Source organism: Nocardia sp. CNY236, from assembly GCF_000482385.1.
Taxonomy (GTDB): Bacteria; Actinomycetota; Actinomycetes; order Mycobacteriales; family Mycobacteriaceae; genus Nocardia.
Window position 1 is genome coordinate 39,152 of record NZ_AXVD01000033.1, and the last position, 16,056, is coordinate 55,207.

Below are 16,056 nucleotides of genomic sequence, written 5' to 3' on the forward strand. Positions count from 1 at the left end.
GTGGGCATCGACCTCGGCCTGTTCGGCGCCGACAGGACCCTCGCCGCCGCGTGACGGCGCCTAGCTGCAGAGGGCGCGGTCAATCTGGCGCCTTGGGCGCCAGTCGCCGGCCCACGCGTCGAGCTGGGCAAGACATTCGAGAAGTGTCGTGCCTTGCCCAGTGAGTGTGTAGCCGTCGCCGGCATGCTGGACGAGGTCTGCCTGTCCGAGCTCGCGAAGTCTGTCTGCCAGCACGCTCGATGAGACGCCGTCGCATCGGTGCTGTAGCTGGCGAAAGGTCGGAGTCGAGTTGTCCCGGAGCTCCGCCGGCACTACGATCTGTCCGACGAGACATGGGCGAACCTGGCCGCTGTCGCCGATGAGGATGCGCTGCTCGAGCTGGTCTTGATCTGCGGCTGGTACCACGCCATCTCGTTCGCTGTCAGGGCGCTTCGGTTGCCTCCAGAGCCTGGCACCGAGTCGATCGCCCCACTGGCGCAGATGAAAGAGAAGGGCACACAACCCACATAGGCCGGCGCACCGGGGCACGGTCGCGCAGTGACCGACAGTTTCGACTATCCAACCCGAACCGGCATGTTTGTGCGTACGGAGCCGATCCGCCCTGCAGAATCAGTCCCGGACCGACCCCTCCGGCCACACCACGGTGACCGGTACCCGCCGCTCGTGCGCGGCAGCGACCACATCGGCTGTACCGCCGTAGCCGCGCGCAGGCTTCCCATCCCACACCGCGAACAGTTCATCGGCCTCGTCGAGCATTCGAATGCTGCCAGCTTGGTGTGCCTGTGAATTCGACTCCACACGATCCAGCTCGATCACCTCATCCGCAGCGGAGAACAACTCGTCGTACACGGGGTGATGTATATCGGGAAGGCTTTCGCGGTACTTCCGGGCGGGTACGACAACCACCAGCGACCCACCGAAGTCGAGAATTGCCTGCGCGAACAGAGAATCGGCGCCGTCTGCCAGGCAGCTGACACCGACCAGCTCCCTGCCTGCGTGGGTACCGAGCTCCGCGCGCAGCCGGGCGTCGATCAGGGCAGTGGTTTCCTTGGACAGACCCCGGTGGCCGGTGATGGCTATTCGTGTCATCGTTCGACCGGCACGTAGAGGGCAGCCAATGCGTCATCGAGAGCCCGGACTTCCTGGCTACGTGCTGGGAGGCTGGCCCGGTATTCCCTCGCGAGCCTGGTGATCCGCTCGCTGCGGTACCGCAGCCCGGTGTGCAACGCTTCGGTAGCCAGGGCGCATCCGCCTTCGACGTCGCCCGTGCGCGCCAGAACGTGGGCCTGCTCGACCTGCGCGAGAGCACGGGGTTTCGCGGCGGTGAGTGCGGGCTGTGCGGCCATGAATGCAGCGCGGGAGCCGCGGTGGTCACCGATCCGGGCCAAAGCGCTGGCTTGGTAGCGGGCTGCCTTCGGCCCGCTGAACACGAATACCCAAGGCCACCTGGGCTCACCGCGTTGGCGATCGGCCAGCCGTTCGGCGCGATGCAGCGATGTAAGAGTATTGGCTCGGTCACCGGTTGCCGCGTACGCGACGGCCAACAGTGACGCCATCCATGCGGCAGCACTGTCGGGGACGGCGCGGTCCATGTACGACGAGGCGGTGCGAAGAAGCGTCAAACCGGCGTGTGCATCACCGGTCTCGACGGCATAGTGCCCGAGACTGGCAGTCATGTAGGAAACCAGAAGGGGATGGTGGGTGCGTTCGGCATGCCGGATCGCCTCTGCGTACCGACGACGCGCGGTCGCGTCGTCGCCACAGTCTGCAGCCAGCCACGCGGCCAGGCCGGCGACTTCGGACAACGCCCGGAATCCGTTCGAAGAGCTCAGCCGGTCTCGTACGACATGGTCTACCAGATCGAGGTGTGCTTCTACGGCCGGGTGAACCTGGTCGGACGGTACCGACGATTCCATGCGTCGGTAGTGGCCGGTGGGGCCGGCGATTGCTTCGATCAACTCCGTCCCACTGGGTGCATTGGCGCGTACTGCGCTCGCTCCAGCAGCGAGCACGGCACCTCGAAGGAACTGTTTGCGGGTCACATCCTTGTCGCCGGTGAGGGGGCGACGCCGACTGAATCCCAGCTCGGCATCGGATGCCACATCGAGGATTGCGCGCAGAGCTGCACGGTAATACGTTCGCGGCCACGTCGTTTCGCCGCGCTCCCATTTGCCGATATGACGCTCGTCCACGGCGCCGCGGGTGTTCGTGGCCCGGAACACGTGGTCGTTGACGGCATCTGCCAGCTCTTGGCGAGTCATCGGATGACCTGGCGATCCCGGAGATTCGATCCGTAGCCGTGCTTGGAGGAGTAGGTCGTTGCGTCCGGTCACGGGCATCGCCTCTCTTCCGAAACTGTCCTGAAGATAGCCGCACGTTCTGTGTAGGTGGCCGACCTTCCCATGATTTTCCCAAGGTATTACCACCGACACGCAGTCGTATAGCTGTCTCTCTGCAGAGAAGCTGAAGGCAGCAGGGCGCGAGGCCTGCACGATTGCGAACACGACACACGACGCCGGCCGGTGACCTCGTATCCGGACATCACCGCTACTTCGAAGGGACGAGCATGACGATGAAACCGGCAGCTATCGGATACCTGCGTCGCGACGTCTCCGGTATCTCCCAGGGGTGGCACGAGATGCAGATCCGCAGTCTCGCGCGATGTCTCGGCTACGACCTGTCCAAAACGATCGTGTTCGGCCCGGGCACGGCAGACCCGGTCACACAGTTGATCGTCGCCGCACGCAAGACCGAGGCCGAGGCCGTGTTCGTGCCGAGCCTCTGGCATCTCGGCGACCATGTGCCCAGCGCGCTGGTCGACGTCGCCGATGTGATCACGGTGATTCCCCGGTACACCTACTCACGCAGACTTTCGAACCCGTCCAGGAATTGAGTCGACCCACCGGGCGGTACCTTCGACCGGGCAAGTCGCTGGCTTCTGGGTGGTTTCGAGGTCGGTAGGAATAGGCTGGGTCGGTGGCCTCGTTATCGGATCCCGATGTTCGCGCCTTTCTGACCCGTGGCACTCGTACCGGCAAGCTGGCGGTGGTGGCCGCTGACGGCAGGCCGATGGTCACGCCGGTCTGGTTCGTCCTCGACGGCGACGAGTTGGTCTTCACGACTGGAATCTCGAGTGTCAAGGCCAAGGCGTTCGCCCGTGACGGACGCGTCGCAGTCTGCGTCGACTTGGAGGAACCTCCCTACGGGGAAGTGCAGTTGCAGGGCAGCGTGACGCTGTCGAAGAATCCCGATGAGTTGTTGCGGGTCGCCACCGAGGTGGGTGGGCGCTACATGGGGCACGATCGGGCCGTGGAGTTCGGCACGCGCAACGGCGGCCCGGGCATGATCGTGGTCCGGTTGCGGCCGTCGAAGGTAATCGCCAACTTCGACGTCACGGCCTGAGCAATCCATCGCCGGTGCGAGCAGCGGCGGCAAGGCCGCAACCCTGCGTGGTCAGCGATCGGCCGAGGCCTCCCTCGGCGAAATTCTGGTGTGCACGAGGTGGTTAGACTCGCCCGCATGACCGTGCACTTCATCGGGGCCGGGCCCGGCGCGGCCGATCTGCTGACGGTGCGGGCGGTCGAGTTGCTGCGCGCCGCGCCGGTTTGTCTGTACGCCGGTACATACCTCGACCCCGAGGTGCTCGCTCATTGCGCGCCGGATGCCGAGCTGATCGACACCCGGCAGATGGACCTCGATCAGATCACCGATCACTTGGTGCGGGTCACCGAAGCAGGCAAGGATGTAGCGCGCCTGTGTTCCGGGGATCCCTCGCTCTACTCGGCGCTCACCGAGCAGACCCGCCGGCTGGACGCGCGCGGCGTGCCGTGGGATGTCACGCCGGGAGTACCGTCCTACGCTGCTGCCGCCGCATTGCTCGGCGCCGAGCTCACGGTGCCGGAGCTGGTGCAGTCGGTGGTGTTGACCCGCACACACGCACGCTCGACCGCAATGCCCGAATCGGAGGCACTGGCGAACTTCGCCGCCACCGGCGCCACGCTGGTGCTTCATCTGGCGATCACTCGCGTCCGCCCGGTGGCAGCCGAACTGGCCGTCGACTACGGGCTCGACTGTCCGGTTGCGGTCGTCTATCGCGCAAGCCAACCCGATCAGCTGGTGTTGCGGGGCACTTTGGCCGACATCGCCGACCAGGTCGAGACCGCTCGACTGCGGCAGGCCGCCGTGATCCTGGTCGGTCGTGCGCTCGCACCGGGTGTATCGTGCGCCGAATCACATCTTTACGATCCGGCGCGCGATCGCCCAGCGACCGAGGGGTCACCGCGGTGACTCAGCCGGCGGGTATCCCACCGCCCCTCGGACGATCACCACATTCAACTGCGGCGATGTTTGTTTGCTATATCAACGATTGGTTGGGTGTCGGATGCGACTGTAGATTGTTCCGGTGATTCGTAACGGGAGCCCCGGCGCAGCCGGCAGGTGGGCGCTGGGCATGGTCGAGCCCATGTAACAAGATCGCCCTGTTGAACAGATAATTCGTATGGGCATTTCGCCCTATTGACACAAAACCTGATTGACGTAGGAACTGAATCCGGAGACGCCAGGCGTAACGCCCGAGCGGCGGCGTCCGTTCCGGATGGGTCGGGGAGCGCTACGTGGTGTTCCGGAAGTGAGGTTACGGTTGAACCGGCTGGATTTCGGCGGAGACGGCGAAACTGGTAACGAACGGGAGCACACAGAATCCGGAGCGGGATCCGATCTGTCGGGGGCCTTTCCCTTGTCTCCTGCCCAGCTGGGCATCTGGTACGCGCAGCATGTCGACCCGCGGGTGCCGATCAACATTGCACAGTACGTCGACCTGCGCGGCGATCTCGATCGCCCGACGCTAGTGCGGGCCAGCATCGAGGCCTCGAACGAACTCGGCTCGGGTTTTCTGCGTGTCGGCGAGCGTGGCGGCGAGCCATTCCAATACGTCGACTACACCGTCGCCGAGACAGACAGACTGTTCTACCTGGATCTTCGGGACGAAGATGATCCGAGAACCGCGGCGATGGCCTGGATGCGCGCCGACTACAGTCGCCCGCTGGACCTGATTCGCGACCGGTTGATCAAGATCGCGGCCCTGCAGCTCGCTGATGGCCATTGGTACTGGTATCTGCGGTCGCATCACATCGCTCTCGACGGATTCGGCGCGATGACCTACCTCACTCGGATCGCCGAGCTGTACACGGCATACGCGACCGGCGTCGAGCCCGCCCCGAGTAAGGCCACCGACCTGCTCACGCTGTATCAGCAGGAGATGGCCTATCGCGGCACCACGCGGTTCGCCACGGACAAGACGTATTGGGGCGAACGGGTAGCGGGGCTGGAAGAAGGCACCAGTCTGCAGGGCCGGACCGCGCCACCGGCGCCGATCAACGGGATCTCCAGTGCCGCGCTGTCGGATGAGCAGAACGCGAAATTGAAAGCCGCCGTGGCACGTCATAATTCGTCGCCCGCGGCCATGCTGCTCGCTGGTTTCGCGGGCTATCTGGCGCAGTGGACCGGTGCCGAAGACGTGATCGTGAGTCTTCCGGTCACCGCGCGCACCACCGCTGCGATGCGGCGTTCCGGCGGCGTCACCTCCAATATCGTGCCACTGCGCCTGCGGGTCGGGTACGAGACCACCATTGCCGAACTGGTGCGTCAAGTGGCGGTCGAGGTATCGGGTGCGCTGCGCCACCAGCGGTACCGCCACGAGGACATTCGCCGCGATGCGGCCGGCGAGGGTGTGGTGACCACGGAGTTCTTCGGTCCGTGGGTCAACATCATGCTGTTCCAGAACGAGATCGTCCTCGGCTCGATCGTGGGCCAGATGTCCGTGCTGTCCACCGGCAGCATCGAGGATCTGGGCGTCAACTTCTACCAGTCGATCGCCGGATCACGCACACACATTGACTTCGAGACCAATCCCAACCTCTATACCGAGGACGAGGCGCGTCGCCATCACGGTCGCTTCCTCGAATTCTTCGATCGCTTCCTCGCCGCCGACAGCCACGAGCCGGTGTGGACGTTGCCGGTCGCCACCGCCGACGAATGCGAACAGACACTGCTGGATTGGAACGATTCTCAGCAGGAGGTTCCGCGAACCACCCTCGCGGCACTTCTGGACGAGCGGACGCGGTTGGCCCCGCAGAACGTCGCGCTCGATTTCGAAGGCGCGACCCTCACCTACGCGGAGTTCGATGCGCGGGTCAATCGACTGGCGCGCTTTCTGATCGCCGACGGTGTCGGCCCGGAATCGCTGGTAGCCCTGGGGATGCGCCGCTCGCTGGATCTGGTGATCGGCATGCACGCGGTGTTGAAGGCCGGCGGCGCCTACGTGCCGATCGATCCCGATCACCCGGCCGAACGCACCGCCTACATTCTCGACAGCGCAGCGCCGGTATCGGTATTGACCCTGTCGAGCGACGAGTCGACCTTGCCCGACCGCGTTCGCCGGATCGCGATCGACGTTCTCGATGTGTCGGCACACTCCGCCGCCCCGATCACCGACACCGATCGGCTCGCGCCGCTGCGTCCGGACAACACCGCCTACGTCATCTACACCTCGGGGTCTACCGGTCGCCCCAAGGGCGTGGCGGTCACGCACCACGCGATCGTCAATCAGCAGCTGTGGATGCTCGACGAATACCGGTTGACCGCCGAAGACGTCTACCTGCAGAAGACTGCGACCACATTCGACGTGTCGTTGTGGGGCTATTTCCTGCCGCTGCTGGCGGGTGCGACGCTGGTCGTCGCATCGCCGGACGGGCACCGCGACCCGCAGTACATCGCAGACACGATCGAACGGCACGGCGTCACCGTGACCGATTTCGTTCCGTCGATGCTGACGGTGTTCCTCGCGCACGCCACCCGAGCGCAATGCGCCACGCTACGTGCGGTGTTCGTGATCGGCGAGGCACTGCCGCCGGAGACCGCAGCGGCTTTCCGTGCTATCAGCCCGGCCGGACTACACAACCTGTACGGCCCCACCGAGGCCGCGGTGTCGGTGACCTACTGGGAGGCCACGGCCGCCGACACGGTGACCGTGCCGATCGGCATCCCGGAGTGGAACGTCGAAGTCTATGTATTGGATGCACGGTTGCGTCCGGCGGCGATCGGTGCTCCTGGCGAGCTGTATCTCGCCGGCCGTCAGCTTGCTCGTGGCTATCGTGGTCGCCCGGATCTGAGTGCGGATCGCTTCGTCGCCAATCCGCTGTCGATCACGGGCGAACGGATGTACCGCACCGGCGACCTGGTGCGGTGGAACGGTGCCGGCACACTGGAATACCTCGGCCGCACCGATTTCCAGGTGAAGTTCCGTGGCCAGCGGATCGAACTGGGTGAGATCGAGACCGGTCTGTTGGCCCATTCGGCAGTCGGCCAAGCCGTGGTACAGGTTGCCGACACCGCGACCGGTCAGCAGTTGGCCGCCTACGTCGTGCTCACCCCGGACCACGTGGTCCACCCCGGGGAGCTGTCCAGCTTCATCGCGGACAGACTGCCCAGCTACATGGTGCCGGCGTCGATCATGATTCTGGACGCCTTGCCGCTCAACACCAGCGGCAAGCTCGATCGCAAAGCCCTGCCGGAGCCGGTGTTCGACTCCGCCGCAGCTAAATTCCGCGCCCCGCGTACCCAGGCCGAGCACGTGGTGGCGGGCATCTTCGCCGACGTGCTCGACCAGGACCGAGTCGGGATCGACGACAACTTCTTCGACCTCGGTGGCAACTCCTTGGTCGCAACCCAGGCAGTGGCGCGCATCGGTGCGGCGTTCGGTACCCGGATCGGCGTGCGCGCGCTGTTCGAGACCCCGACCGTCGTAGGGATTGCGCACGTGGCGCAGTATGCGGTCCCGGTCGACGGGTCGCGCCCGCCGCTGGTGGCCCAGCAGCTGCCGGCCCGAGTGCCCCTGTCGCTGGCTCAGCAGCGCATGTGGTTCATCAACCAGTTCGACCCGACTGTGCCCACCTACAACCTGCCGTTCGTCGTGCGATTGCGCGGCCGGGTGGACATGGCGGCGTTGCAGGCGGCGTTGTTGGATGTGGTCGAGCGTCAGCAGTCGCTGCGCACCATGTTTCCCGACTCCGGCGACGGCGGATTCCAGCAGGTGATTCCGCTCGACGAGGTCGATCTCGGCCTCTCGGTCGAACCGATAGACGAGACCGATCTATCTGACGCGCTGATCGAATTCGCTGCCCGCGGCTTCGACGTCTCGCACGAGCTGCCGATTCGGGTGCGAGTGTTCACCGTCGCCGACCCGAGCGCCGACGACAACACCTACCACGCAGTCGCTTTCGTGGTCCACCACATTGCAGCCGACGGCGTCTCGTTCGGACCGCTGGCGCGCGACATGGCCGCGGCGTACTTGGCCCGCGCCGAGGGCAGGGCGCCGAGCTGGGCGCCGCTGCCGGTGCAATACCAGGACTTCAGCCTTTGGCAGCGCGAGCTGCTCGGGGATGAATCCGATCCGGCGTCCATGGCCTCCCAGGAGATCGCCTACTGGCGCCAAACTCTGGCGGGTCTGCCAGATCAACTGGACTTGCCCACGGACCGCCCGCGCCCGCCGGTGCAGAGTTTCCGCGGCGGCCGGGTGAGCTTCCAGATCGATGCCGAACTGCACCAACGCCTCGCCGCACTGGCCCGAGCGCAGGGTGTCAGTCTGTTCATGGTGCTGCATGCGGCGCTGGCTGTACTGCTGGCGCGGTTGTCCGGGACCCGGGACATCGCCATCGGCACCCCGGTCGCGGGACGAGGCGAGCAAGCGCTCGACGACCTGATCGGTATGTTCGTCAACACTCTCGTCCTGCGATCCGAGGTGGACGGCGGCGAGACGTTCGCCGAGTTCCTCGGCCGCACCAGGGACGCCGACCTGTCCGCCTTCGCCTTCGCGAACGTGCCGTTCGAGCGCTTGGTCGAGGTGCTCAACCCGACGCGCTCCCAAGCGCGTCACCCACTTTTCCAGGTGATGTTGTCGTTCCAGGAGATGTCACACGCGACGTTGGAGATGCCTGGCCTCTCGGTCACCGCCGACGAGCTCGAGGTGGACATCGCCAAGTTCGACCTGCAGTGGACGGTTACCGAGGACCACGGTGTTCGCGGTGAACCCGCCGGCATGACAGCGGTGGTCTCCTTCGCCACCGACCTGTTCGACGCCCCGACGGTCACCGAGTTCGGTCGTCGCTTCGTGCGTACGCTCGACGCCGCCGCCAGCGCACCGCAGACGACCGTGCGCGACATCGGGATTCTCGAGAGCGCCGAGCGTGCTCGCGTACTGACCGCGTGGAACGACACAGGTCATGCCGTCGCGACGACCACTGTGCTCGACTTGTTCGAAGAACAGGTGCGCGCGCAGCCGGAGGATCCTGCCGTCGTATTCGACGGCGGCGCGGGTGAGTTCGGTCCCGAGGTCGAACTGTCCTATGCCGAATTCGCCGCGCGAGTCAATCGCCTGGCACGCAAACTGGTCGATTCCGGCGTCGGTCCGGAATCACTGGTCGCGGTCGGTATCCGACGATCGGTGGACATGCTCGTGGCGATCTACGCCACCCTGACCGCGGGCGGCGGCTATGTGCCGATCGACCCGGATCATCCGGCCGAGCGCACCGAGTACGTGCTGGACAGTTCGTCGCCGGTCTGTGTGTTGACCACCACCGCCGACCCCGTCTCCACCGTGAGCGTTCCGGTGCTAGCGGTGGACGACCTCGATCTCACCGAGTACAGCGACGCGCCGATCACCGACGCGGAGCGCCGCGCACCGTTGCGCCCGGCCAATACGGCGTATGTGCTCTACACGTCCGGCTCCACCGGTCGCCCCAAGGGCGTGGCGGTCACCCACGCCTCGGTGGTCAACCAGATCGCCTGGATCACCGCCGAATACCGGATCGGTCCGGCCGATATGATCCTGCAGAAGACGCCGGTCACCTTCGACGTCTCGGTGTGGGAGCTGTTCGCTCCGTTGAGCGTTGGCGCGCACATGCTGATCGCCGCACCGGAAGGGCATCGCGATCCGATATATCTGTCGGACATCATCGGGCGGCATCGGGTGACGATGACCTCCTTCGTACCCTCGATGCTTTCGGTGTTTCTCGGAGCGGCCTCCTCGGCCGAATGCGCGTCGCTGCGTGCGGTCCTGGTAGCAGGTGAGGCCTTGCCGCCCGAGACGGTCGCCGCGTGGCGGCGGTTCACCAGCGCTGCGGTGCACAACCTGTACGGCCCCACAGAGTTCACTGTGCACGCCACAGCGTGGCACCTCGCCGAGACGTCCCCCACCGCAGTGCCGATCGGTCGTCCGGTGTGGAATGCGCAGGCCTACGTGCTGGACGAGGGGCTGCACCCGGCTCCGGTAGGCGTACCCGGCGAAATGTACCTGGGCGGTGCGCAGGTCGCCCGCGGCTACCATGGCCGCCCCGACTTGTCGGCCGATCGCTTCGTCGCCAACCCGTTCGGTGCGCCCGGTTCCCGCCTGTATCGTACCGGTGACCTGGCGCGGTGGGTGCTGCCACGTGATGCCGAGCCGGGCGACCGCGCGGTGCTGGAGTACATCGGGCGCACCGATTTCCAGGTGAAGTTCCGCGGCCAACGTATCGAACTCGGTGAGGTCGAGTCTGCCCTCCTGGAGCACCCGTCCGTTACTCAGGCAGTGGTGGTCGTCCTGGACACCGTGGCCGGTGACCAACTGGTCGCATACGTGGTCACCGCAAGTGGACCGGTGGATCTCGACAGCATCAAGAACGCGCTGCACCGTACGTTGCCTGCCTACATGGTGCCCTCGGCGATCGTGGTGCTCGAGGAGTTCCCGCTCAACGCCTCCGGCAAGCTGGACCGCAAGGCGTTGCCGGCCCCCATGTTCGAGGTGCGCGAATTCCGCGCCCCGACCACACCGATCGAGGAGATCGTCGCACAGACCTTCGAGGAGGTGCTCGGCGTCGCCCGTGTCGGGGTCGATGACGATTTCTTCGAGCTGGGCGGCAATTCATTGGTCGCGACGCAGGTCGCCTCGCGCCTGGGCATCGCATTGGATACCAGAGTTCCGGTGCGCATGCTCTTCGAAGCATCCACGGTGGCGGCGCTGGCCGCACGGGTGGAGTCGCACGCCGGTGACGGTGCACGCACAGCGCTTGTCCCCAGGCAGCGCCCGGAGCAGGTGCCGTTGTCATTGGCGCAGCAGCGCATGTGGTTCCTCAACCGATTCGATACGGCCTCGGCGGTCAACAACATCCCCGTCGCCATCCGCCTGTCCGGCGAACTGGACGTCGCGGCGCTGCAGGTCGCGGTCATCGATGTGATCGATCGACACGAGTCGTTGCGGACCGTTTTCCCGGAGACCATCTCCGGCCCGGTGCAGGTGGTGCTGGACGCGGCGCAGATCGTGCCCGACCTCACTCCGGTGCGGGTGTCCGAACGCAGCTTGATCGACCACCTGGTCGATCTCGCTTCCATGGCCTTCGACGTAACCGATGAAGTACCGCTGCACGCAAGACTTTTCGAAATCAGTGACACCGAGTACGTGCTGGGCATGGTGGTCCACCACATCTCCGCCGATGGCTGGTCGATGGGTCCGTTGTCTCGCGACGTCATGGTTGCCTACGCCGCCCGCACGTCATGGGAAGCGCCGGCCTGGTCGGCGCTGCCGGTGCAGTATGCCGACTATGCCTTGTGGCAGCGCGAGGTACTCGGCTCCGAAGACGACCCGAACTCGTTGATTTCGAAACAGATTCGGTATTGGTCTCGTGAACTCGCTGATCTGCCGGACGAATTGGTGTTGGGGTCGGATCGGCCTCGGCCTGCGGCGGCGTCCTATCGTGGCGGCACTTACCCCTTCGTGATCTCCGGCGAGGCCCAACAGGCTCTGGGAGAGCTGGGACGCAGGTACAACGCCTCGCTGTTCATGGTGCTGCACAGTGCGCTGGCGGTGCTGCTCGCCCGTTCCAGCGGGGCCAGCGACATCGCGGTCGGCACGCCGGTCGCGGGGCGTGGCGAAGCCGCGCTGGACGACATGATCGGCATGTTCGTCAACACCTTGGTGCTACGCACCGAGGTGGACAGTGCACGTCCGTTCGCGGACTTGTTGGCCCAGGCGCGCGAGACCGACCTGCACGCATTCGCGAATGCGGAGGTGCCATTCGAGCGTTTGGTCGAGGTGCTCAATCCCGCTCGCTCCCAGGCGCGTCACCCGTTGTTCCAGGTGATGTTGACCTTTCAGAACACTCGACACGCCAATCTGGAGCTGCCCGGCCTCTCGGTCAAGAGTATCGACTACGACGCCCGCCTGGCCAAGTTCGATCTGCAACTCACTCTGTCCGAAACCCAGGATGAACTGGGTGATACAGCCGGTATGTCGGCCGAGTTCTCCTACGCTCTGGACTTGTTCGACGAGCCGACCGTCGCGGCATTCGCTCAGCGCCTCGACCGCGTCCTCGCGGCCGTCACTGCCGACCCGGACGTAGTGATCGGTGACATCGATCTTCTCGCGCCCGAAGAGCGTGCGCGGTTGTTGAGCGAGGTGAACGACACCGCGCGTGAAGTGCCGGCCCAGACGCTGGCTTCGTTGTTCGATGCGCAGGTAGCCGCGACGCCCGAAGCCATCGCGCTGGAGTTCGCCGATGAGCGCTGGACCTACCGCGAGCTGCACGAGCGGGTCAACCGCATTGCGAGGACATTGATCGGCGCAGGCGTCGGACCGGGAACGGTTGTGGCACTCGCGCTTCGACGTTCGACCGAACTGGTTGTCGGAATGTACGCGGTTGTGCAGACCGGCGCGGCCTACCTGCCGTTGGACCCGGATCAGCCCGCCGACCGGATCGACTACATCCTCACGACCGCCCGGCCCGAGATGATCTTGTATCGTGAGGCGGACGGGTTCGGACTGGACTGGCAGTCGTCGGTTGCACTGCTGTCCATCGACGGCATCGAGCAGCAGCCCGGATTCGCTACGACCAGCGGTGCGCCGATAGTCGATCATGAACGCACTCGACCGCTGCGGCCGCAGCACCCTGCGTATGTGATCTTCACCTCGGGATCCACCGGGCGACCGAAGGGCGTCGTGGTCGGGCATGCCGCGATCGTGAACCGACTGCTGTGGATGCAACACGAGTATCCGATCGGTCTCGATGACGCGGTCTTGCAGAAGACGCCGGCCACATTCGATGTGTCGGTGTGGGAGTTGTTCTGGCCGCTACAGACCGGAGCCAGCATGGTCGTCGCGCAGCCGGACGGACATCGTGACCCGGTGTATCTGGCCCGGATCATTGCCGAGAAGCAGATCACGACGGTGCATTTCGTTCCATCCATGCTCTCGGTGTTCGTTGCGGGGTTGGAGACCGAGAACAATGAGGAGCTGCTGGCGCCTCGCCTGCGTCAGGTGTTCACGTCGGGTGAAGCGCTGCCCGCCTCGACCGCGGCTCGGTTGCGTGCGTTGACCGGTGCGCGGCTGCACAATCTGTACGGACCCACCGAGGCCGCGGTCGAGGTGACATATCACGAAGTCACCGATGCCGACACAGTGTCGGTGCCGATCGGCCGGCCGGTGTGGAACACCCAGGTCTTCGTCCTCGATGGCCGCTTGCATCCGGTCGCGCCGGGGGTCGCGGGTGAGCTGTATCTCGCCGGTGATCAGCTGGCGCTGGAATACCTGGGGCGCCCGGACCTGACCGCGGATCGGTTCGTCGCCAACCCCTTCGGTCCCGCGGGCGCCCGCATGTACCGCACCGGTGACCTGGTCGCCTGGCCCACCGCGATGAACGTCGCGTCGAGCCCAGTCGGTGAACTCGCTTACCTCGGCCGTACCGACTTCCAGGTGAAGCTGCGGGGCCTCCGCATCGAACTCGGTGAAATCGAGGCCGCCCTACTGGCACAACAGAGTGTCGCGCAGGCGGTCGTCGTCGTGCGCTCCGATGCGCATGCCGGCGACCGCCTGGTGGGCTATCTCGTCGCCGAGCCGGAGGCGACGCTCGACGCCGACGAGGTGAAGATGGCACTGGATGCCGTGCTGCCCGGCTATATGATTCCGTCGGCGTTGGTCGAGCTGGAGTCGTTCCCGGTCAACGCTTCCGGCAAGTTGGACCGCAAAGCGCTGCCCGCACCGGCGTTCGAAGCCGCCGTGTTCCGCGCACCCTCGACCCCGATCGAAGAAGTCGTCGCGGAGGTCTTTGCCGATCTGCTCGGCGTGTCCCGGGTCGGTGTCGACACCAACTTCTTCGAGTCGGGCGGCAACTCGTTGGTCGCCACGCAGGTAGTCGCGCGGTTGAATGCGGCATTGGGCACGGGAATAGGTGTGCGCGCGTTGTTCGAGGCGCCAACGGTCGCCGCTTTGGCCGCTCGGGTCGAATCACACGGGACCGGTGCGCGCCGAGCTCTCACGCCGCAGGTGCGACCGCAGCATCCGCCGTTGTCGCTCGCGCAGCAGCGCATGTGGTTCCTCAACCGATTCGCCGCCGAGATCTCCGAACCCGCGGTGACCACATCGCGTAGGGCGGCGGCCTACAACATCCCAGCCGCGGTGCGGCTGCGTGGTATTTTGGATGTCCCGGCGATTCGTGGCGCGATCGCAGCTGTGGTGGCACGACACGAAGTGCTGCGCACCATCTACCCGTCCCAGGACGGCGTGGCCTATCAGCGAGTGTTGTCCGCGACGAAGGCTGCCCCGGATCTCGACGTCATCGACGTCGCCGAGGAACGATTGCCGCACGCCCTCGATGAGTTCGTCGGACGTGGCTTCGACGTGGCAACCGAGCCGCCGGTACGTCTGCGCGCCTACCGACTCGCACCGAACGATCATGTTCTGGTCGTTGTGGTGCAGCACATCGCGGCCGACGGCTTCTCGATGCGTCCATTGGTGCGCGACTTGATGACCGCTTATGCCGCGCGGACGTCGGGCGCTGATCCCGGCTGGCTTCCGTTGGCGGTGCACTATGTCGATTTCGCGATGTGGCAGCGAGATCTACTCGGCTCCGAAGACGATCCGACCTCGTTGATCTCCGAGCAACTCGACTACTGGCGCGCTGCTCTCGCCGGTCTGCCGGACGAATTGCGCCTGTCTGGCCGTTTGCGACCTGCGGTGGCGTCCTACCGTGCCGGTACCCACCGGTTCGACGTGCCCGGCGAACTGATCGAAGCACTGAACAGGGTCGCGCACATGCATGGCGCAACTCTGTTCATGGTGGTGCACACCGCGTTCGCTGCGTTGCTCGCTCGGTTGAGCGGCTCCGGTGACATCGCGGTCGGTACGCCGGTCGCCGGTCGCGGTGAACAGGCGCTCGACGACCTGGTCGGTATGTTCGTCAACACTCTGGTGCTGCGCGCACAAGTACACAGTGCCGAGTCGTTCAGCGACCTGCTCGGTCAGGTCCGTGAGGGCGATCTGCGAGCCTTCGCGCACGCGGACGTGCCGTTCGAGCGGGTGGTCGAGGTGCTCAATCCGACCCGCTCGCAGGCGCGCCATCCGCTTTTCCAGGTGATGTTGTCGTTCCAGAACCTCGGCCGCACCACTCTGGAACTGCCCGGTCTCGTTGTGTCCGATCTGGGCATCGACCAGCCGGCGGCGCAGTTCGACCTCCAGCTCACGCTCAGCGAAGCGCCCGGCTCCGAGTCGGCGATGGCTGCCGAGCTGGTCTACGCCACAGACCTTTTCGACGAACTGTTCGCCAGTGCCTTCGCCGAGCGTTTCCTCCGCATCCTGTGCGCCGTTTCGGCCGATCCGTCGATTGCGATCGGCGACATCGATCTGTTGGACGAGAGCGAACGGGTATTGGTGACCCAACGGTGGAACGACACCGTATTCCCGGTCGACGCGGCGCTCACCTCGCCCGAAGGCGGCGCTGCCGCGACGCTGGTTTCGTTGTTCGAGGCGCAGGCGGCTCGTACCCCGGATGCCGACGCGCTGAGCTTCGAGGGGACGAGTCTGTCCTACACCGAATTCGCAGGTCGGGTACACCGTTTGGCGCGTTGGCTCAAACACGCCGGCGTTGGCCCGGAGTCGTATGTCGCGCTCGGTATGCGTCGTTCGGTCGATCTGGTGGTCGGTATGTATGCGGTGCATGCGGCGGGTGGGGCGTATGTTCCGTTGGATCTGGACCA

General features: G+C 65.4%; 7 protein-coding genes. 4 read left to right on the plus strand and 3 right to left on the minus strand.

Features of this window, described 5'->3' with window-relative positions; translation table 11 throughout:
- Positions 1-60 precede the first annotated feature (60 nt).
- The 3 genes from K940_RS34135 to K940_RS0117250 form a co-directional block, all read right to left on the minus strand.
- On the minus strand, positions 61-528 hold the full coding sequence (locus K940_RS34135) for a winged helix-turn-helix transcriptional regulator (protein WP_369797519.1): 468 nt from the start codon (positions 526-528) through the stop codon (positions 61-63).
- Positions 529-609: 81 nt separating this feature from the next.
- A complete protein-coding gene (locus K940_RS0117245; protein ID WP_028478570.1) occupies positions 610-1,089 on the minus strand; it encodes a hypothetical protein in 480 nt (159 codons plus the stop codon).
- Positions 1,086-2,333 (minus strand): hypothetical protein, encoded by a 1,248-nt coding sequence (locus K940_RS0117250; protein ID WP_196812242.1) that lies wholly within the window; start codon positions 2,331-2,333, stop codon positions 1,086-1,088. The genes K940_RS0117245 and K940_RS0117250 overlap by 4 nt, the downstream gene beginning before the upstream one ends.
- A gap of 233 nt (positions 2,334-2,566) precedes the next feature.
- On the opposite strand from K940_RS0117250, the gene K940_RS0117255 reads away from it, so the two are divergent.
- The 4 genes from K940_RS0117255 to K940_RS0117270 form a co-directional block, all read left to right on the plus strand.
- Positions 2,567-2,893 (plus strand): hypothetical protein, encoded by a 327-nt coding sequence (locus K940_RS0117255; RefSeq protein WP_028478572.1) that lies wholly within the window; start codon positions 2,567-2,569, stop codon positions 2,891-2,893.
- An 83-nt stretch (positions 2,894-2,976) separates the two neighbouring features.
- Positions 2,977-3,402, plus strand: a complete 426-nt coding sequence (locus K940_RS0117260) for a PPOX class F420-dependent oxidoreductase (RefSeq protein WP_028478573.1) — start codon at positions 2,977-2,979, stop codon at positions 3,400-3,402.
- Positions 3,403-3,519: 117 nt separating this feature from the next.
- On the plus strand, positions 3,520-4,287 hold the full coding sequence (gene cobM, locus K940_RS0117265) for a precorrin-4 C(11)-methyltransferase (RefSeq protein WP_028478574.1): 768 nt from the start codon (positions 3,520-3,522) through the stop codon (positions 4,285-4,287).
- Between the two features lie 352 nt (positions 4,288-4,639).
- A partial coding sequence (locus K940_RS0117270; protein WP_036528987.1) for a non-ribosomal peptide synthetase occupies positions 4,640-16,056 on the plus strand: 11,417 nt, incomplete at its 3' end.

Bases quoted from the DNA above. Each gene is read 5' to 3' on its own strand.
- K940_RS0117245 (WP_028478570.1), bottom strand. From the start codon at position 1,089: ATGACACGAATAGCCATCACCGGCCACCGGGGTCTGTCCAAGGAAACC.
- cobM (WP_028478574.1), top strand. From the start codon at position 3,520: ATGACCGTGCACTTCATCGGGGCCGGGCCCGGCGCGGCCGATCTGCTG.
- K940_RS0117255 (WP_028478572.1), top strand. From the start codon at position 2,567: ATGACGATGAAACCGGCAGCTATCGGATACCTGCGTCGCGACGTCTCC.